At 68.5% G+C, this 19,345-nt stretch carries 20 protein-coding genes; 1 reads left to right on the forward strand and 19 read right to left on the reverse strand.

Features of this window, described 5'->3' with window-relative positions; genetic code table 11:
- Positions 1-8: 8 nt before the first annotated feature.
- From RCP37_RS12010 to RCP37_RS12035, 6 genes are all read right to left on the reverse strand, one after another.
- Complete coding sequence (locus RCP37_RS12010) at positions 9-236, reverse strand: 4Fe-4S dicluster domain-containing protein (RefSeq protein WP_046188009.1); 228 nt, start codon at positions 234-236, stop codon at positions 9-11.
- Positions 233-973 carry a GntR family transcriptional regulator gene (locus tag RCP37_RS12015; protein ID WP_308483345.1) on the reverse strand — a complete coding sequence of 247 codons (741 nt, stop codon included), beginning with the start codon at positions 971-973 and terminating at the stop codon, positions 233-235. The genes RCP37_RS12010 and RCP37_RS12015 overlap by 4 nt, the downstream gene beginning before the upstream one ends.
- Before the next feature lie 172 nt (positions 974-1,145).
- Complete coding sequence (locus RCP37_RS12020) at positions 1,146-3,884, reverse strand: aminotransferase class I/II-fold pyridoxal phosphate-dependent enzyme (protein WP_308483346.1); 2,739 nt, start codon at positions 3,882-3,884, stop codon at positions 1,146-1,148.
- Positions 3,885-3,923: 39 nt separating this feature from the next.
- The gene (gene nusB, locus RCP37_RS12025) at positions 3,924-4,463 is read right to left on the reverse strand and encodes a transcription antitermination factor NusB (protein WP_308483347.1); all 540 of its coding nucleotides are present in this window, start codon (positions 4,461-4,463) and stop codon (positions 3,924-3,926) included.
- 2 nt (positions 4,464-4,465) lie between these two features.
- A complete protein-coding gene (gene efp, locus RCP37_RS12030; RefSeq protein ID WP_067972896.1) occupies positions 4,466-5,029 on the reverse strand; it encodes an elongation factor P in 564 nt (187 codons plus the stop codon).
- 15 nt (positions 5,030-5,044) lie between these two features.
- Positions 5,045-6,166, reverse strand: a complete 1,122-nt coding sequence (locus RCP37_RS12035) for an aminopeptidase P family protein (protein WP_308483348.1) — start codon at positions 6,164-6,166, stop codon at positions 5,045-5,047.
- Between the two features lie 33 nt (positions 6,167-6,199).
- Between RCP37_RS12035 and RCP37_RS12040 the strand changes: the two genes are divergently transcribed.
- Positions 6,200-6,940: a B-4DMT family transporter gene (locus RCP37_RS12040; protein ID WP_308483349.1), complete on the forward strand. Its 741-nt coding sequence runs from the start codon at positions 6,200-6,202 to the stop codon at positions 6,938-6,940.
- On the opposite strand, the gene aroQ is transcribed toward RCP37_RS12040, so the two are convergent.
- The 13 genes from aroQ to RCP37_RS12105 form a co-directional block, all read right to left on the reverse strand.
- Positions 6,871-7,350 carry a type II 3-dehydroquinate dehydratase gene (aroQ, locus tag RCP37_RS12045; RefSeq protein ID WP_308483350.1) on the reverse strand — a complete coding sequence of 160 codons (480 nt, stop codon included), beginning with the start codon at positions 7,348-7,350 and terminating at the stop codon, positions 6,871-6,873. The genes RCP37_RS12040 and aroQ overlap by 70 nt on opposite strands.
- Positions 7,347-8,444 (reverse strand): 3-dehydroquinate synthase, encoded by a 1,098-nt coding sequence (gene aroB, locus RCP37_RS12050; protein ID WP_308487059.1) that lies wholly within the window; start codon positions 8,442-8,444, stop codon positions 7,347-7,349. The genes aroQ and aroB overlap by 4 nt, the downstream gene beginning before the upstream one ends.
- 5 nt (positions 8,445-8,449) lie before the next feature.
- A complete protein-coding gene (locus RCP37_RS12055; RefSeq protein WP_308483351.1) occupies positions 8,450-9,070 on the reverse strand; it encodes a shikimate kinase in 621 nt (206 codons plus the stop codon).
- Positions 9,071-9,073: 3 nt separating this feature from the next.
- Positions 9,074-10,300 carry a chorismate synthase gene (gene aroC, locus RCP37_RS12060; protein ID WP_308483352.1) on the reverse strand — a complete coding sequence of 409 codons (1,227 nt, stop codon included), beginning with the start codon at positions 10,298-10,300 and terminating at the stop codon, positions 9,074-9,076.
- Positions 10,301-10,415: 115 nt separating this feature from the next.
- On the reverse strand, positions 10,416-10,799 hold the full coding sequence (locus tag RCP37_RS12065) for a hypothetical protein (protein WP_308483353.1): 384 nt from the start codon (positions 10,797-10,799) through the stop codon (positions 10,416-10,418).
- 185 nt (positions 10,800-10,984) lie between these two features.
- Positions 10,985-11,419 carry a prepilin peptidase gene (locus RCP37_RS12070; RefSeq protein ID WP_308483354.1) on the reverse strand — a complete coding sequence of 145 codons (435 nt, stop codon included), beginning with the start codon at positions 11,417-11,419 and terminating at the stop codon, positions 10,985-10,987.
- A 10-nt stretch (positions 11,420-11,429) separates the two neighbouring features.
- A complete protein-coding gene (locus tag RCP37_RS12075; protein ID WP_308483355.1) occupies positions 11,430-12,257 on the reverse strand; it encodes a shikimate dehydrogenase in 828 nt (275 codons plus the stop codon).
- The gene (locus RCP37_RS12080; protein WP_373693006.1) at positions 12,235-13,509 is read right to left on the reverse strand and encodes an endolytic transglycosylase MltG; all 1,275 of its coding nucleotides are present in this window, start codon (positions 13,507-13,509) and stop codon (positions 12,235-12,237) included. Before RCP37_RS12080 ends, RCP37_RS12075 begins: the two co-directional genes overlap by 23 nt.
- Positions 13,502-14,026, reverse strand: a complete 525-nt coding sequence (gene ruvX / locus RCP37_RS12085; RefSeq protein WP_308483357.1) for a Holliday junction resolvase RuvX — start codon at positions 14,024-14,026, stop codon at positions 13,502-13,504. The genes RCP37_RS12080 and ruvX overlap by 8 nt, the downstream gene beginning before the upstream one ends.
- Positions 14,023-16,716 (reverse strand): alanine--tRNA ligase, encoded by a 2,694-nt coding sequence (gene alaS / locus RCP37_RS12090; RefSeq protein ID WP_308483358.1) that lies wholly within the window; start codon positions 16,714-16,716, stop codon positions 14,023-14,025. Before alaS ends, ruvX begins: the two co-directional genes overlap by 4 nt.
- An 84-nt stretch (positions 16,717-16,800) precedes the next feature.
- Positions 16,801-17,211 carry a secondary thiamine-phosphate synthase enzyme YjbQ gene (locus RCP37_RS12095; RefSeq protein ID WP_308483359.1) on the reverse strand — a complete coding sequence of 137 codons (411 nt, stop codon included), beginning with the start codon at positions 17,209-17,211 and terminating at the stop codon, positions 16,801-16,803.
- Between the two features lie 25 nt (positions 17,212-17,236).
- Positions 17,237-18,142 (reverse strand): HpcH/HpaI aldolase/citrate lyase family protein, encoded by a 906-nt coding sequence (locus tag RCP37_RS12100; RefSeq protein ID WP_308483360.1) that lies wholly within the window; start codon positions 18,140-18,142, stop codon positions 17,237-17,239.
- 16 nt (positions 18,143-18,158) lie between these two features.
- Positions 18,159-19,343 (reverse strand): CaiB/BaiF CoA transferase family protein, encoded by a 1,185-nt coding sequence (locus RCP37_RS12105; protein ID WP_308487060.1) that lies wholly within the window; start codon positions 19,341-19,343, stop codon positions 18,159-18,161.
- Between the last annotated feature and the right edge of the window lie 2 nt (positions 19,344-19,345).

Raw genomic sequence — 19,345 nt, forward strand, 5'->3', positions numbered from 1 at the left:
CAATGCATTCAGCGAATGAGATAGGGCATGTTGACGGTGACGGCGCCGGTCGGACAGCGCGCCGCACACGGTCCGCAGTACCAGCACTCGTCGACGTGCATGAAGGCCTTGCCGTTCTCCGGGTTGATCGCCAGGGAATCCAGCGGGCAGATGTCGACGCACAGCGTGCAGCCGGAGATGCACAGCGATTCATCGATCGTCACGGGGACATCGGTACGGCCGTTGACCAGCGTCATGGATAACTCCTCGTCAGGGTGCCGCGCATGGTGACGCGGTCACCGCGCATCCGGATGTATTCGAGATCGACGGGCCGGCCGTCCTCCAGGCTGGTGAGCCGCTCCAGCATCAGCAGGGCTGCGCCGCCGGGAAGTTGCAGGAGAGCCGCGGTGTGCGGGTCGGCCGGAATCGCCTCCAGCGCCAAGGTCGCATCGCCGAGGCGCTGGCCGCTGATCTGTTCGATCAGCGGAAACACGTCGGTGGACTCCAAGGGATGGGCCAGCACGGCGACGCCGATATCGGGCGCCAGATAGGTCTGGTCCAGGCTCAGCGGCACATCACCGAGGTAGCGCAGTCGTTCGATGAAGACCACCTGGGCACCGGCGCCGAGACCGAGCCGGCGGGCGACCGAGGGCGGGGCGCTTACCGTCGTCGCCACCCGCACCTCGTTGCGCACCTCTTGCGCATCGAAGGTCTCCTGCAGGCCGCGCAGTGAGTCCAGTCCGTGATCGTATTTGTGCTGAGCCACGTGGGTGCCGGTTCGCGGCCCGCGATGGATCAGTCCTTCGGCCTTCAGCGCGGCCAATGCCTCACGAACGATATTGCGGGAGACGACGAACTCAGTGGCCAGTTCCGGTTCGCCGGGCAACCCGTCGTCGTAGGCGCCGGCATGGATCTGATGGCGCAGCACATCGGCGACCTGCCGGGCCCGATCCGCACGGCGAATCGGCTGCGATGCGACGTGGGCTTCGGCCATGCAGACACGCTAAGGGCCGCCCCCTCGGCGACCCCAGAGCTGCGAATTCCGCTGATCGGGGGGACAAACTCATTGCGCCACCCGCCCGCTGCGGGCTGCCAGCGGAAACCTGCTGGTGTGGGCGCATTGCGCCGCCGCGGCGGCCGCAGCCTGGGTAACAATCGCGGTGAGGCTAATCGGCGACGCCGGGTGCCCGCGCATAGCGGGCCAGGGCCTCGGGCGTGAACACCGCCAGCCCCAGCTCGGGGTTGTAGCCGTGAATCTCTTTCACGTCGAGTTCGGCCAGGAAGTACAGGATCTCCTTGGAGATCACCTGGCCGGGCACCAGCACCGGGAAGCCGGGCGGGTATGGCACGACGAAGGTGGTCGAGACCAGCGTCTTGCCGTCGGCGACCCGGCGGCCGGCGTCGCCGAGCAGCACGTGCTCACGGTCGGCCTCTTCGTAGCCGCCGTAGAACGCCGCGCGCATGTCGCCGATCGGGCTGGTGCCGCCGGGACGAAACGCCGGTGCGAACGCACTGAAGTCGGGCAGCGGTGGCAGATCCTCGGTGATCTCGGTGACCCGGCGGCGCTGCAGCGCGCGGTCATCGGTGCTGGCCGCATTCCAGGCGCGGTCCAGTTCGCCGGCGACCCGACGCAGCGCGTCGAGCAGGTAGTGCACGCTGGACCAGGTGACGCCGATGGTGAAGATCAACAGCACCGAGTTGATCGAGGTCTTGTTGATCTGAATTCCGAACCGCTGCATAAGGATCTTCTCGCGGAAGTCGTAGCCGGTCATCCCGGTCTTGCCGACGTTCAGGGTGACCCGGGTGGGGTCGAGCACGAACTCGTCGGACCGCCAGGCCTCGTTCCACTCCGCCAGCGCCCCCTGGCGTACCTCCCGGTAGGAGCTGACCGTCGATTCCCGGAATCGGTCGGGCACCAGATCGCTCTCGTCCAGGATGTGGAACCACTTGCTGATCAGCCGGTCCTTGCGCACCCGGTGGCGAAACACCAACGCCATGTCATAGACCCGCCGGACCATGTCGAAGCCTTCGATGTCCACCTGGCGGCGGGCCAGGTCCAGTGAGGCCAGCAGCTGCTGGTTCGGCGAGGTGGAGGTGTGGGTCAAAAACGCCTCGGCGAACGACTCGCGAGCCAGCGCGTTGAAGTCCTGATCCCGGACGTGGATCATCGACGCCTGCCGCAGCGCCGACAGCGACTTGTGGGTCGAGTGGGTGGCATAGACCCGCACCCGCGCCGACGGATGCGGCAGCAGCCGGTGCTCGCTCCACTGGTCGCGATCGATGCCTTCCATGCTGTCGTGCCACGCCTGGTACTCCTTGGCGTAGTGCGCCGAGCCCAGCCTGGCCTCCAGCCCTTCGGCGGCGACCATCGCGGTGCGTTGCCGCGCCCACGGCACCGCGGTCGCGAACGCGTACCAGGCCTCATCCCACAGGAAGCAGATGTCGGGCTTGATCGCCAGGATCTCCTCCATGACCCGGCGGGGGTTGTAGACGACGCCGTCGAATGTGCAGTTGGTCAGCAACAGCATTCGGACCCGGTGCAGCTGGCCGGCGGCCTCCAGGTCGAGCAGGGCACGTTTGATGGTGCGCAGCGCCACCGCGCCGTAGATCGCGAACGGCGCCAGCGGGTAGGCATCCAGGTACAGCGGATACGCGCCGGCCAGCACCAGCCCGTAGTGGTGCGACTTGTGGCAGTTGCGGTCGATCAGCACGATGTCGCCGGGCCGGGTCAGGGCCTGCACGACGATCTTGTTGGCGGTCGAGGTCCCGTTGGTGACGAAATAGGTGTGGTCGGCGTTCCAGGTCTTGGCGGCCTTGTTCATCGCCACCCGGATGGTGCCGTGCGGGTCGAGCAACGAGTCGAGTCCGCCGGAGGTGGACGAGGTCTCGGCCATAAAGATGTTGCGGCCGTAGAACTCTCCCATATCCTGCAGCGAACGCGAGTTGAAGATGCTGGCGCCGCGCGCCACCGGCAGCGCGTGGAACTGCCCGACCGGCTCGGAAGCATAGGCGCGCAGCGCATCGAAAAACGGTGTGGCGTAGCGCTTCCGGATGCCGGCAAGCACGGTGCTGTGCAGGTCGGTGACATCGTTGAGCCGATAGAAGCTTCGGTCGTAGACGTCCGGCTCGTCTTCGGCGTCGGCGGCGATCGACTCGTCGGTGAGCAGGTACAGATCGATGTGCGGGCGCAACAGGCGCATCCACTCACCGCATTCGATGGCGTCGCGGCCGCAGCCGATGCTGGTGGGGTCGTCGTCGGCGCCCAGCAGGGTGGTCATCAGCGGCACCCGGTCGCGTGAGCGCAACGGCAGGTCGTGCCGCACGATCGCCGCCTGGATCTCGCCGTTGAGGGCGACGGCGGTGACAGCATCTTCGACACTGGACACCACCAGCAGTTCGATCTGTACATCGTCGTCGGGGCTGCGCAGTCGGTGCAGGCTTTCCACCAGGCTCTCGGGCACATCCGGCGGTGAGTCGTCGGCCAGCAGCACCGTGTAGAACCGCTGCTGGCGGGCCTGGGCTACCAGTTCCTGATCCGACAGCGGCAAACCGAGGTCGAACAGCGCCGCGCGGTCGCCGTAGTCCGACAGCAGCCGCACCACCAGCGACACCCGCTCGGTCAGCGACACCGTCGCCATCGACTCCAGGTAGCCGCGGAAGGCCGCCAGGTTCGCGGCGCCGGGGAACAGCCAGTACCGCTCGTAGGCGCCCAGCCGGTCAAGCAGGCGTTTTACCCGCGCGGCCTCGTGGGTGGTGTCCAGGCCGGCCCGGTTGGCCTCGGCCAGTTGCCGGCAAGCGTCGTCAAGCAGATTCCAGGTGTCGACCCGCGAGTACGACGGGTTGGCCACCGCGGCCAACGCCGAAACCCGCAGTCTCCGATTCGGTGCGTCCCAGCCCTCGCCCATAGGGCAAGTGTGCCCGTGCTGTGGCGGCGCGGGGCCGGTTCAGTCCGCTGAGTCGGAGTCCGGCTCGTCCTCGGTGTCGGTGTCGGCGGCGGCGACCGTGTCGAGAGGCGCGGTGGCCCCCCGAACCGCCAGCGAGGCGGCCCGCAACTGCGGGGTCACCAGCATTACCTGGCCCAGCACGCCGTTGACGAACCCGGGCGACTCGTCGGTGGACAACTCCTTGGCCAGCTTGACCGCTTCGTCCACGGCGACCGGCTCCGGGACGTCGTCGGCATGCAGCAACTCCCAGATCGCCACCCGCAGAATCGCCCGGTCCACGGCCGGCAGCCGCTCCAGTTTCCAGCCCTGCAGGTGCGAGGTGATCAGGTCGTCGATGTGCGCGGCGTGCTCGGTAACCCCATTGGCCACCGTCACGGTGTACGGGGGCAGTGGCGACACGTCGGGCTGCGCACTCGCCAGCGCCGTTCGCAGCTCCGCGCCCTGGGCCGGGGTCAGTCCCCGGGCCTCGGCCTCAAAGAGCACATCGACGGCACGCTTACGGGCCTGGTGCCGGCCTTTTACCGGCTTGCCATCGGGCATGGTCAGGAGTTGACCCGTCCCAGGTAGCTGCCGTCGCGGGTGTCGACCTTCAGCTTGTCTCCGGTGTTGATGAACAGCGGCACGTTGATCTGGGCGCCGGTCTCCATGGTGGCCGGCTTGGTGCCCGCGCTGGACCGATCGCCCTGCAGACCGGGCTCGGTGTGGGTGACCTCCAGCTCGACGCTGACCGGCAGCTCCAGGTACAGCGCCACCCCGTTGTGGAAGGCGATCTGCACGAGCATGCTCTCCAGCAGGTAGTTCGCCGAGTCACCGACCAGCGATTCGGGCAGCGGGTGCTGCTCGTAGTCCTCGCTGTCCATGAACACGAAGTCGTTGCCGTCGCGGTACAGGTAGGTCGCGTCGCGGCGGTCGACGGTGGCGGTCTCCACCTTCACGCCGGCGTTGTAGGTCTTGTCCACGACCTTGCCCGACACCACGTTCTTGAGCTTGGTGCGCACGAAGGCCGGACCCTTGCCCGGCTTGACGTGCTGGAACTCGGTGATCTGCCACAGCTGGCCGTCGATCACCAGTACCAGCCCGTTTTTGAAGTCAGCAGTTGAAGCCACGGTCGTTCACGTCTCCTAGAGAATGGTCAGTTCCTTGGGGAACCGAGTCAGCAGGTCCGGGGCCTGCCCGGCAGTATCAGCGACCACGAGCGTGTCCTCGATACGGACCCCGCCACGATCAGCCAGATAGACGCCGGGCTCTACGGTCACCACAGCACCGGCAAGCAGTGTACCGTCGGCCGCCGCATTGATGCCGGGCGCTTCGTGTATCCGCAACCCGACCCCGTGGCCGAGGCCGTGACCGAAGGTCTCGCCGTAGCCGGCGTCGGCGATCACGGTGCGCGCGGCGGCGTCCACCGCACGCAGTTCCGCGCCCGGCCCCAACGCCTCTCGGCCGGCCCGCTGCGCGGCCTGCACCACCTGATAGATCTCCCGCTGCCAATCCGCCGGCGGCCCCAGCACGAAGGTGCGGGTCATGTCGGAGTGATAGCCGGCCACCAGGGCGCCGAAGTCGATCTTGACGAAGTCGCCGGCGGCCAGCACCGCGTCGGTGGGTCGGTGATGCGGAATCGCCGAGTTGGGACCCGCGGCCACGATCGTCTCAAACGACGCGGCGTCGGCGCCGTGGTCGAGCATCAGGGCTTCCAGCTCCCGGCGGACCTCACGTTCGGTGCGCCCCGGCCGCAGGCCGCCGCGCTGCACCAGATCACTCAGGGCCGCGTCGGCCACCTCGCAGGCCCGTCGCAGCAGGGCCACTTCGCCGGCGTCTTTGACCTCGCGCAGCGTCTCCACTGTGTTCGAGGCGCGGACCAGCTCGACGGGACAGTCCGCGCCGGCCACTGCTCCCTCCGCCTGCGTGGCCGCCGAAAGGGCGTCGAATCCGTCCACGGTCACCACATGGGCTTCGAAGCCGACCCGGCGCGCCCCGGCCGCTGCGGCCTGGGTGATCAGATGACGGGCCCCGGTGCGTTCGATCGCGATCTGCAGGTCGGGGGCCTGCCGGGCAGCCTGTGTGCGGTAGCGGCCGTCGGTTGCCAACACCGCCGGCCGCTCGTCTGCATAGACCAGCAGCGCTCCGGCCGAACCGGTGAATCCGGACAGATATCGCACGTTGATCAGGTCGGTGACCAGCATCGCGTCCAGTTCGGCGGCACCGATCGCGACACTCAGACGCGCCCGACGGGAGGAATGTGTCACGCGGTGTGACGGTACTCGCTACGCTGTGCCCCCATGAGCAAGTGGTTTCTGCGCGGGCTGGTGTTCGCTGCACTGATGGTCGTGATCCGCCTCATCCAGGGGGTGCTGATCAACGCCTTCGAGGCGCAGGCCGGTTTGATCAGCCTGGCATTGATGATCTTGTTCGCTATCGCAGTGTTCGTCTGGGGCCGTTCCGACGGCCGCGAGGACGCCAAAGCCACCGCCGACCCGGACCGGCGCGCTGACCTCGCGATGACCTGGTTGGGTGCCGGGCTGGTCGCCGGGCTGCTCAGCGGGTTCGTCTCGTGGCTCATCGGCCAGGTCGACAAGGCGCTCTACATCAGCACGTTCTTCAACGAGCTGACCAGCTTCGCGGCCTTCACCGCGCTGCTGGTGTTCGTAGTGGCGGTGGCCGCGGTGGCACTCGGGCGCCGCGCCATCGACAAGGAATACGAGAAGCATCCGGAACGCCGCCCGGTCCCCGCCGCGGCCGAGAGCCAGCCGGCGACCGACGTGTTCGCCACCGTCGGCGCTCCCGCGCTGGCCGCCGAAGAGACCGGCGCCGTGCAGACCGAAGCCGCCGCGCCGGCTCCCGACGCGACACTGGCCGGCCCCTCGGCCGGCTTCACCACCGAAGAGTTCCCGGCCGACACCGACGCCACCACCGAGTTCCCCGTGATCGAGGACAACGGCGGCGCCGAGGCTCAGTCCGACAGCGCGGTCTCCGAAACCGAGTCGTCCGAAGACTCGGCCTCCGACGACTCGACCAAGTAGCGCAGCGCCAACAGGTAACCGCGTACCCCGAAGCCGACGATCACACCGTTGGCGATCGGGCTCAGGTAGGAGTGTCGCCGAAACTCTTCGCGCGCATGCACATTGGAGATGTGTAGCTCGATGAGCGGGGCGGGCAGCTCGGCGCAGGCGTCCCGCAGGGCCACCGAGGTGTGGGTCAGGCCGCCGGCGTTGAGGATCACCGGTTCGGCGGCGTCGGCTGCGGAATGAATCCACTCCAACAGCTCGGCTTCGCTGTCGCTTTGGCGCACCACGACCTCGACCCCGAGTACGGCCGCTTCCTGCTCGATCAGCGCCTGTAGATCCGCATAGCTGGTGCTGCCGTAGACATCCGGCTCACGCCGGCCCAACCGCTGCAGGTTGGGGCCGTTGATGACGTTGATCCGGTTCATCGCCGCTCCAATCGGAATCGCCGACCCACCTCGTCGTAGGCGGCCGCCAACAGCATCGGGTCGGGCCCTTCCAGCCGGCCCGGCTTCGCCAGACCGTCGAGCACCACGAACCGCAGCACGCCGGCCCGATTCTTCTTGTCCCCCATCATGTATTCCAGCAGTGCGGGCAGCGCATCCTCGTAGTAGCTGACCGGCAGCCCGAGCGACAGCAGGATCGAGCGGTGCCGGTCCGCGGTCGCATCGTCGAGACGTCCGGTGATGCGGGCCAGTTCGGCGGCGAACACCAGGCCCACCGACACCGCGTCTCCGTGGCGCCACTGGTAGTGCTCCAGCGCTTCGATGGCGTGCGCCAAAGTGTGTCCGTAGTTGAGGATTTCACGCAGATCCGACTCTTTTTCGTCGGCAGCGACCACCTCGGCCTTGACCGTGATGGCCCGCCTGATCAGCTCGCCGAGCACCTCCCCGTTCGGATCCATCGCCGCCACCGGATCGGCCTCGATCAGATCCAGGATCACCGGATCTGCGATGAAGCCGGCCTTGACGATTTCGGGCATGCCCGCGACGATCTCGCGCTGCGGCAACGTCTCCAGGGTGGCCAGGTCGACGACGACGGCGGCGGGTTGGTGGAACGCACCGACCAGGTTCTTGCCGGCATCGGTGTTGATGCCCGTCTTGCCGCCGACCGCGGCGTCCACCATGGCCAGCAACGTGGTCGGTACATGCACGATCGAAATGCCGCGCAACCAGGTCGCGGCGGCGAATCCCGCGACGTCGGTCGCGGCTCCGCCGCCGAGACTGACCAGGGCGTCGCGGCGGTCCAGGCCGATGCGGCCCAGCACGTCCCAGATGAAGCCGAGCACCTGCAGCGACTTACCGTCCTCGGCGTCCGGGATCTCGATGCGGTGCGCCTCGATCCCCTTGTCGGACAGGTAGGTTCGGATACCCTCCGCGGTCGCTTCCATGGTCGGCTGGTGCAGGATCGCGACCTTGTTGCGCCCGGCGAGCAACCCGGCGAGATCACCGAGCAGGCCTTTACCGATCACCACCGGGTACGGCGGGTCGGTGGCCACCGTCACGGTGATCGGCTCGGGAATCTCGGTCACTTGCGTCCTCCGGTCTGTCGTGCGGCCAGCGTTGCGGGTGTGGGCGGGGCAACCGGCGGGGCGGCAGGGCCTGATGCCGCCGGTTGCGGGTGCGTGCGGCCGGCGGGTGCGCCGGACTCCAGCCGAGACACGATATAGCGCACCACCGCACCCGGGTTACGCCGGTTGGTGTTGACCCGGATCGTCGCGAGCCGTCGGTACAGCGGCACCCGCTGCGACATCAGCTCACGAAACTTCTCGGCCCGACCGGGGCCGGCGAGCAGGGGCCGTACCGTGCTGCCGCTGGTGCGACGCACGCCTTCGGCAGCGCTGATCTCCAGGAACACCACCGTGTGTCCGGCCAGCGCTTCGCGTACCCCGGGGGTGGTGACGGCTCCCCCGCCGAGCGACAGCACACCGTCGTGTTCGGCCAGCGCCTCCCGAATCACGTCTTCTTCGATGCGACGGAATTCCGGTTCGCCATCGGTGGCGAAGATATCGGCGATGGTGCGACCGGTGCGGGCCTCGATGGCGGCATCGGTGTCGAGCATCTCAACGTCGAGGGCCTTGGCCAGGCGCCGTCCTATCGTGGACTTGCCCGCTCCGGGCAAGCCCACCAGAACCGCTCTGGGCGCCATGAACTACCCCGAGGCCCGTTCCTGGTCGCCCGCCGGCACGCGGTCGGCCACCGAACGCCGGTAGGCCTCGATGTTGCGCCGGGTTTCGGTCAGCGAGTCGCCGCCGAACTTGTCCAGCGCGGCGCGGGCCAGCACCAACGCCACCATGGCTTCGGCCACCACGCCGGCGGCCGGCACCGCGCACACATCGGAGCGTTGATGGATCGCGACGGCTTCCTCGCCGGTGGCCATGTCGACGGTGGCCAGGGCGCGCGGCACCGTGGAGATCGGCTTCATCGCCGCACGCACCCGCAACGGCAGACCGTTGGTCATACCCCCCTCGAGCCCGCCGGCCCGGTTGGTGGAGCGCACCACACCGTCGGGTCCGGGGTACATCTCGTCGTGGGCCGCGCTGCCGCGCCGGCGGGCGGTGGTGAAACCGTCGCCGATCTCGACGCCCTTGATCGCCTGGATGCCCATGATCGCGGCAGCCAATTGGCTGTCGAGCCGGTCATCACCGCTGATGAAGGAGCCCAGACCGATCGGCAGGCCCGACACGACCACCTCGACCACACCGCCCAGAGTGTCGCCGTCGGCCTTGGCCGCCTCGATCTCGGCGATCATGGATTCCTGGGCGCCTGCGTCGAAGGCACGCACCGGGCTGGCATCGATGGCGGCCAGGTCGGCCGGTTGCGGCACCGGACCGTCGTACGGGTCGGAGTCGCCGATCGAGATCACGTGGGAGATCACCTGAACGCCCAGCGCCTGGTCCAGGAAGGCCCGGGCAATAGTGCCCGCGGTGACACGGGCCGCCGTCTCGCGCGCGCTGGCACGTTCGAGTACCGGCCGGGCGTCGTCGAAACCGTATTTGAGCATGCCGGCGAAGTCGGCGTGACCGGGTCGTGGCCGGGTCAGCGGCGCATTGCGGGCGCCACCCTCGCTGTCCAACAGGGCCGGGTCGACCGGATCGGTCGACATCACCGTCTCCCATTTGGGCCATTCGGTGTTGCCGATCTCGACGGCGATCGGGCCGCCCAGGGTGATCCCGTGCCGCACCCCCGACAGCACGGTGACCGCGTCGGCCTCGAACTTCATCCGGGCCCCGCGGCCATAGCCCAGGCGCCGGCGAGCGAGCTGATCGGCGATGTCAGCCGAGGTGACGGCGACTCCGGCGACCATGCCCTCGACCATGGCCACCAACGCGCGACCGTGCGATTCCCCGGCAGTTATCCAACGCAACACGTGTCCCATCTTCCCATGCCGGTCAGGCCCGCCCGGGCTTGGAGGAGTTTACGGTTGCACACACAGGCTGCTCAGTGCAGCGACAACCGAGATTCGATCTCGGCTCGAGACCCGCCAGCCGGGTTCAGGAACCGTTTTTGAGGATCAGGTAGGTGACGGCGTCGCGGCCGTTGCTCGGCGAGGTCACCGCATTGAGCTGACTACCGGCATTGCCGACCACCCCGTCGAGGATCTGGTCGAAGTCCTCCGCGGAGGTCTCCGGGTCGATCAGCACTAACGGCGATTCACCCGGTGGGACAGCGGAACTCGGGTCCAGCAGGTAGCCGCCGAAGGAGTCCGCGTTGGCGGCCGAGGTCTGCGCGAACAGGTCCAGCCACTGCACGGTGGCGTCGTTTCCTTCTGCGCTGGACAGCTGAATCGCCGGAACCTGCACGTCAGGCAAGGACGGTGATGCCATGTTGCTGGCAAGGACAATGCCGCCACTGGCGGCAACCGCAGCAGCTGCCACGCCCCCAACTACAGCTCGCTTCACGGTCACCCCCTCTGGCTACGCACCGGTCAGCAGCAGTTCAATACGATCGATGTTACCTAATAATGGGCTGAGCGGCAAACGTTTCCTGACAAGGTCACACTCGACGTTAATTTACGTTCCCTGAGCATTGCAGCGCTGAACGGCCGCCGGCGTGCACCTGTTCACCCCAGGCCCAAGCCCGCTGCCAGGGCGCTGGCCAGGCACATCGACGGCCCGTGCGGCACCGTGCGCCCGCGGCCCGCCGTCGCCACGAACAGCCCGCACAGCCCGGTCAGCAGCGGTGCGGTCAGCGCGGCCAGCAGCCACACGCCGGCGCCGAAGGAACCGGTCAGCGCCCCCAGCGCGACAGCCAGCTTGACGTCGCCGGCGCCCAATCCGGCCGGGGCGATCAGATGAACGACCAGATAGACCCCGGTAAGAGCCGCCGCGCCGCCCAGCGCCGCCGGGCCTCGGCCCACCGCGGCAGCCACTGCCGGAACCAGCACCGCCGCAGGCAGCGTCAACCAATTCGGCAGTCGGCGCTGCCGGATGTCGTAGCCACTCAGCAGCGTCAGCCACACCAGCACCGTCCCCGCCGCCACCACTTCCGCCGCCATGGCGTCATGCTCAGCCGAGGTCGGCGACCGCGCAAGTCATCTCCGCGCGGGGCGCGGGCCGACCGGTGAACAGCTCAACTTGGGTGAACGCCTGATGCAGCAGCATCTGCAGGCCGCTGATCACGGTGCCGCCGGCCGCGCTCACCGCGGTTGCCAGCGGTGTGGGCCACGGGTTGTAGATGGCGTCCAGCAGCACGGGCACACCGGCCAGGATCGGCGCATACCGGGCGGCGACATCGGCCGGCAGTGTGCTGACCACTACCGACGCGCCGGCGGCCGCCGCGGCCAGGTCGGGGTCATCGAGTGCGCAGAAGCGAGCCGGCACACCGACCTCGGTGGCCAACGCCACCACCCGCGCGGCGTTGTCGGCGTTGCGTGCGGCCACCGTGATGTGGCTGGCACCCAATTCGGTCAGCGCCACCACCGCGGCCGGGGCGGTGCCGCCGGAGCCCAGCACGATCGCTGACCCCGATACCGAACCGAGCGCCCCGCTCACCCCGTCGACGTCGGTATTGTCGGCCAACCATCCGGTTGCGGTGCGTACCAGCGTGTTCGCCGAGCCGATGCGTTCGGCGCGCCGGGTGCGTTCGTCGGCGAACGCCAAGGCCGCGAACTTGCCCGGCATGGTGACCGAGACGCCGACCCACTCCGGCCCGAAACCGGCGACCAGCGCCGGCAAGTCCTCGGCGTCGCACTCGATGCGCTCGTAGGTCCAGTCCAGCAGACCGAGCGCCCGGTAGGCCGCCAGGTGCAGTTGCGGTGAGCGCGAGTGGGCGATCGGCGAACCGAGCACCGCGGCCCGGCGCGGTCCGGGCTCAGCGGGAGCTGTCGAGGACACCGTTGTCCAGCGCCATCTCGATGTTGTTCAGGTGCTGCTGGTAGTTGTGCGTGAACAAAGTGGTGCCGTCCTTGTCGATCGTCACGAAGTACAGCCAGTCGCCGGGCTCCGGATGCTCGGCGGCATGCAGGGCGTCCGTTCCCGGTGAGCAGATCGGGGTGGCCGGCAGGCCGTCGGAGGCGTAGGTGTTCCACGGCGTCACCTTGGCCCGGTCGGCGTCGGTGGTGGCCACCTCCTGGCGGTCCAGCGGATAGTTGACCGTCGAGTCGAACTCCAGCCGCTGCGGCTCCCCCAGCCGGTTGTCGATGACCCTGGCCACCTTGGCGAAGTCCTGCGGCAACGCTTCGCGCTGCACCAGCGAAGCCACCACCAGCATCTCGTAGGGCGTCATGCCCAGCTGCACGGCGGTGCCGGGCAGGCCGGACTTGTCCAGCTCCGCGCTGCTCTGGCTGATCAATTTCGACAGCACGGTAGGCGCCGACGCGGTCGGGTCGACGTTCCAGGTGCCCGCCGTGATCAGCCCCTCAAGGCGTCGGTGGTCGCGCCCCAACTTGCTGACCGGCCCCAAGGCCCACTCGGGCACCGACAGTGCCTGTGGCGTCTCGATCTCCGCGGCGCGCCGCAGATCCTGGGCTTTCAGGCAGGTGCGGTCACCGTTGAGGTCCAGGCAGCTCGCCTCGGCGATGAGGGTGAACACTCCCGGCGTCACCCGATCGGTCTTCATGTCCGTGGTGTCATCGAGTTGACGACCCTCCGGAATCACCAGCTTGCCCACCCGATTCTGCGGGTCGGCGAGCTGCTGCACCGCGGTGGCCGCCGGGATCTCGGCCCGCAACCGGTAGAAGCCGGGCTGGATCGCCGCGATGGCGGAGTTGCCCTGCGCGGCGCCCAGGAACGTTCCGACGTTGGCGATCACCCCCGCCTCCAACATGGTTTCGGCGATCGCGGTGGTGAAGTCACCCTCATGCACCTCGATCAACACCTGCTCGCCGCCGCCACCGGTGAAGTCGACGACGGGACCGCTGGAGTGCCAGTACTTGGAGCCCAAGAAGACCCCGGCGATCGCGACCAGGACGATCAGCGCCACACCGAGGCCGCGGGCGATCCGGCGGTGCCGGTTGAGCTGGCGTCGCCGCCGGTTCTCCCGAGCCCGCTGGGTCCGGCTCATCCGGCGTCTCGGCGGCCCTACCGCTTCCGGTGTGGCCCTCTTCCCGGACTTGTCGTGAGCCGTCCCGGATCGTTGATCAGACATCGTTGTCCTCCGTCGGGGCCGGCGCGCTCAGGGCCCGGCGCTGGTCGAGCCAGCTCTGCAGGATCGTCACCGCGGCGGCCTGGTCGATCACCGAACGCTGACGCTTGGAGCGCATCCCGGCCGCATGCAGCGACCGCGCCGCGCTGACGGTGCTCAGGCGCTCGTCAGCCAGCCGCACCGGGGCGAGCCGACGTCGCCCGGCCAGCACCCGGGCCAGGTCGTCGGCCATCGCGATGGCGTCCTCGGCAGCCGAGCCGGCCCGGTCGGCCAGGGTGCGGGGCAATCCCACCACCACTTCGACAACGTCGTATTCGTCGGCAAGGTCAGCGAGTCGCCGTAGGTGTGAGCCGGAGGCGTGACGTCGCACCGTCTCCACCGGGGTCGCCAAGAGTCCGTCGGGGTCGCTACACGACACCCCGATCCGCACACTGCCCACATCCACCCCGAGCCGTCGTCCGCGGCCGGGATCGTCCGGCCCGCCGGGCCGGTCCGGGGTGCGATGGTGGGGTGAGGTCACGCCGGCGCGCTCCGGGCGACCGCCGCGCGGATCGCCGCGAGCGCGGCTTCGATCCCGGCGGAGTCCTTACCGGAGCCCTGCGCCAGATCGGCCTTGCCACCGCCGCGGCCGGACACCGCCGCCGCCAGGTCCTTGACCAGATCATCGGCGCGCAACCCGAGCTCTTGCGCGGCGGCGTTGGCGGCCACGACATACGGAACGCTGCCTTGCGAATCCGAACCATCGGCGATCAGCGCCACCACGGCCGGGCCCTCGCCCAGCTTGCCGCGGATGTCGCCGACCAGCGAACGCAGGTCGCCTCCGCCGATACCGCCCGACATCCGCTGCGCCACCAGGCGCACGTTACCGATCTGTTCGGCGCCGGCGGCCGCGTTCGCGGCAGCCGCTCGGGCACTGGCCAGCCGGGCGCGGTCCAGCTCCTTCTCGGCGGCCTTGAGGCGCTCGACCAGGTTGGCGACCCGAGCCGGCACTTCCTCCGAGGGCACCTTCAACGAAGAGGCCAGCCCGGCCATCAACGCCCGTTCCTTGGCCAGATGCCGGAACGAGTCCAGCCCGACGTAGGCCTCGACGCGGCGCACACCGGAGCCGACCGACGATTCGCCCAGGATGGTGACCGGACCGATCTGCGCCGAGTTGTGCACGTGGGTGCCGCCGCACAGTTCCAGTGAGAACGGGCCGCCGATCTCGACGACGCGCACCTTCTCGGGGTACTTCTCGCCGAACATCGCCATGGCGCCCATGGCCTTGGCCTTCTCGAGTTCTTCGGTGAACGTGTGCACCTCGAAGTCGGCCTGTACCGCCTCGTTGGTGACCTCCTCGACTTGGCGGCGTTGATCGTCGCTGAGCGCGCCCTGCCAGTTGAAGTCGAATCGCAGATAACCGGGCCGGTTCAGCGAGCCGGCCTGAACCGCATTGGGCCCCAACACCTGCCGCAGAGCGGCGTGCACCATGTGGGTGCCCGAGTGGCCCTGGGTGGCGCCCTTGCGCCAGCCCTGGTCCACCGCTGCGGTGACCGTGTCACCCTCGACGAATTCGCCGGACTCGACGTTGACCCGGTGCACGAACAGTGTCTGGGCGATCTTCTGCACATCGGTGACGGTGGCTTGGGCCGTCCCGGCACTGATGGTGCCGGCGTCGGCGATCTGTCCGCCGGCCTCGGCATAGAGCGGGGTGCGGTCCAACACCAGCTCGACGCGGTCTGCGGCGACATCCTCGTGCGAGATCACCGGCACCCGCTTGCCGTCGACGAAGATGCCCAGGATGCGGCCTTCGGTGGTGAGCTCGGTGAACCCGGTGAATTCGGTGGGCCCGGCGTCGATCAGCTCCCGGTAGGCGCTCAGGTCGGCGTGGGCGTGCTTGCGCGCGGCGGCGTCGGCCTTGGCGCGCTGCCGCTGCTCGGCCATCAGCGTGCGGAACCCGGCCTCGTCGACCTGCAGCCCGGCCTCCGAGGCCATCTCCAGGGTGAGTTCGATCGGGAAACCGTAGGTGTCGTGCAGGGCGAAGGCGTCGCTGCCGGAGAGCACGGTGACCCCCGCGGACCGGGTGGCTGCCGCCGCGTCCTCGAACAGCTTCGAGCCCGAGGTCAGGGTGCGGTTGAACGCGGTCTCCTCGGCGACCGCGATCCGGTTGATCCGGTCGAAATCGGTGACCAGTTCTGGGTACGACGGGCCCATGGCGTCGCGCACGGTTGCCATCAGCTCGCCGACGATCGGGCCCTCGATGCCCAGCAGCTTGGCCGAGCGGATCACTCGGCGCAGCAGCCGGCGCAGCACGTAGCCGCGTCCGTCGTTGCCGGGGCTCACGCCATCACCGATCAGGATGGCCGCGGTGCGGGAGTGGTCGGCGATGATCCGGTATCGCACGTCGTCGGCGTCATTGCCGGTGCTGTAGCCACGCGGCGCGCGGGTGGCGACCAGGTCGATGACCGGGCGAACCAGGTCGGTCTCGTAGACGTTGTGCACGCCCTGAAGCAGGAAGGCGACCCGCTCGATGCCCATGCCGGTGTCGATGTTCTGGCGCGGCAGCGGCCCGAGGATCTCGAAGTCCTCCTTGGAGGTGCCCTCGCCGCGCTCGTTCTGCATGAAAACGAGGTTCCAGATCTCGATGTAGCGGTCCTCGTTGGCGACCGGGCCGCCGTCGACACCGAACTCCGGGCCGCGGTCGTAGTAGATCTCCGACGACGGGCCACACGGGCCGGGGATGCCCATCGACCAGTAGTTGTCGGCCATGCCGCGGCGCTGAATCCGCTCGAGCGGCAATCCCGCGATCTCCTGCCACAACGCGATGGCCTCGTCGTCGTCGAGATAGACGGTGGCCCACAGCCGTTCGGGGTCCAGTCCGTAACCGCCGTCGGAGACGCTTCCCGTCAGCAGTGTCCAGGCCAGCTCGATGGCCCCGCGCTTGAAGTAGTCGCCGAACGAGAAGTTGCCGGCCATCTGGAAGAAGGTGTTGTGCCGGGTGGTGATGCCCACCTCGTCGATATCCGGGGTACGGATGCACTTCTGGATGCTGGTGGCGGTGGCGTACGGCGGCGTGCGCTGGCCCAGGAAGAAGGGCACGAACTGCACCATGCCGGCGTTGATGAACAACAGGTTGGGGTCATCCAGGATCACCGAAGCGCTGGGCACCTCGGTGTGGCCCGCTTTCACGAAGTGATCGAGGAAGCGTTTCCTGATCTCGTGTGTCTGCACTATCTATCGCTTCCCGCCGTCTCGTCCATTTAGACGGCACTACAGTACCGGGCTGCCGATCGCGTTCTCAGCAGGCAAGGATCCTCAGGTGGCGCCGGCGTCGATGAAGCTCAATCGCACACTTCGGCGAGGGTTGTCGCGGTTCAGGTCGACCAGGACGACCGACTGCCAAATTCCCAACAGCGGCTCACCCTCGGCCACCGGGACGGTGATCGACGGCGCCACGATCGCCGGCAGCACGTGGTCGGCTCCGTGGCCCGGTGACCCGTGGGCGTGCCGGTAGCGGTCGTCACGAGGCAGCAGCCGCTCCAGCGTGTCGACCAGGTCGGAGTCGGATCCGGCTCCGGTCTCGATGATCGCGACCCCAGCTGTCGCATGCGGCACGAAGACGTTGCACAACCCGTCACCGTGGCCCGCGCAGAACGACCGCACCTGCTCAGTGAGGTCGACAGTGCGCCGGCGCGAGGTGTCGATGTCGAGAACTTCGGTGTTCATGGCTCCAGGGTAGGAGCCGCCCCGGTCAGCGTTGCCCGTTGATCAGGGCTACCCGGGCAAGGGTGTTCTGCGCCATCTTGACGTGCGCGGCATCAACCAGCACGCCGTCGACCCCGACCGCGCCCAGCCCCTTCGCCTCGCCCTCGCGGTAGGCGGCCATATTGCGTTCGGCCAGCGCGATCTCCTGGGCGGTCGGCGAGAACACCGCGTTGGCGACCGGGATCTGGGTGGGGTGAATCGCCCACTTGCCGGTGAAGCCGTACAGCGAGGACCGGCGAGCCTCGCGCTCGTAGCCCTCGAGGTTTGCGTAGTCGGGGTAGGGCGAGTCGATGGCCTCGATGCCGGCGATGCGCGCCGCGACCATCACCTTGTTGCGGGCGTAGTGCCAGAAGTCGCCCGGGTAGTCCCAGATCGGCACGAAGTTGGTGTCCACCCGCGCGCCCTGGGACAGCGAGAAGTCCCCGACCCCGAAGATCAACGCATCGATCCGCGGGCTGGCCGTGGCGATCTCCTCGGCGTTGGCCAGCCCCTCGACCTCCTCGATGAGCACCTCGAGGCGGATCGGGCGTTCCAGACCGAGTTTGGCCTCCAGCTGGGTGAGCAGCAGGTCGACCCACCAAACGTCGCGGGCGGTGCAGGCCTTGGGGACGACGATGGTGTCGAGATTGGCCCCGGCGGCGGTGACCACTTCGATGATGTCGTCGTGGCACCACTGCGTGTCCAGACCGTTGATCCGGATGGCGCGCGCGGTGGCTCCCCAGTCCAGTTCGTTCAGCGCGGTGATCACCTTGGCGCGAGCGGCGACTTTCTCGGCGGGCGCGGTCGCATCCTCCAGGTCGAGGAAGACCAGGTCGGCCTGCGATGCGGCCGCCTTGGCGAACATGTTGTCGTTGGCGGCCGGTACGGCCAGCTCGGAACGGCGTAAGAGCATGGGCTGATCTCCTAACTCACAACACGCCACGGGCGCGCAGGTCGTCGATGTCGGATGAGGTGAGGCCGAGCAGTTCGCGGTAGACCTCGGTGTTGTGCTCCCCCAGGCGCGGGCCCAGGTGCTCGACGCGCCCGGCCGCGTCGGAGAAGCGTGGCACCGGGGCCTGGACGGTCATCGCGCCCAGTTCGTCGTCCTCGACCTGGACAAAGACTTCGCGGTGCGCCAGCTGATCGTCGGCGACCAGGTCGGTGATGTCGTACACCGCTGCGGCCGCGACCTGTTCGGCGTCGAGCACCGCCATGGCTTCGTCCAGGGTTTTGGTCGCCACCCACTCGGCGACCACCTGGTCGACTTCGCGGGCGCGGGCCAGCCGGCGCTGCGGGTCGGAAAAATCGGCGTCGTCCACCAGATCGGCGCGCCCGATCGCCCGAAACACCCGCAGTGCCAACGCCGGTGAACTGCCCGACATGGCCAGCCAGCGACCGTCGGCGGTGCGGTAGGTGTTGCGCGGCGCCGAGATGTCCCAGCGGTTGCCGGCCCGGGTCGGCACCAACCCGAGCTGGTCGTAGCCGAGCAGGGTCTGCTCCAGCAGGCGCGCCAGCGGGTCGATGAGGTTGACGTCGATCAGCTGACCCGGCCCGCCGTGCACGTCGCGGTGATACAGCGCCATCATCACCGCGTAGGCAGCGTTGAGCGACGCGACGCCGTCGGCCAGCATGAACGGCGGCAGAGTGGGCGGACCGTCGGCTTCACCGGTGATGTTGGCGAAGCCGCTCATCGCCTCACCGAGGGTGCCGAAGCCCGGCCTCTCACTCTTGGGACCGGAGAGCCCGAAGCCGGTTATGTGCAGCATCACGATGCGGTCATTGACCGCGCGCAGCGCCTCGTAGTCCAACCCCCAGCCGCGCAGGGTCTGCGGACGGGTGTTGGCGATTACCACATCGGCGGTGGCCGCCAGTCTGCGCACCAGCTCCTGGCCTTCGGGCACCCGCAGGTTGCAGGTGATCGAGCGCTTGTTGCGCGACACCGACTTCCACATCAGACCGACCCCGTCGCGCTGGTTGCCCCAGCCACGGATCGGGTCCCCGGACCCGGGTTGCTCGACCTTGATGACATCGGCGCCGAACTCGCCGAGATAGGTCGCCACCAGTGGCGCGGCCGCCAAGGTCGCCAGGTCGAGCACTCGGACGCCGGCAAGCATCG

This window comes from Mycolicibacter sp. MU0102 (assembly GCF_963378105.1).
Lineage (GTDB): Bacteria > Actinomycetota > Actinomycetes > Mycobacteriales > Mycobacteriaceae > Mycobacterium > Mycobacterium holstebronense.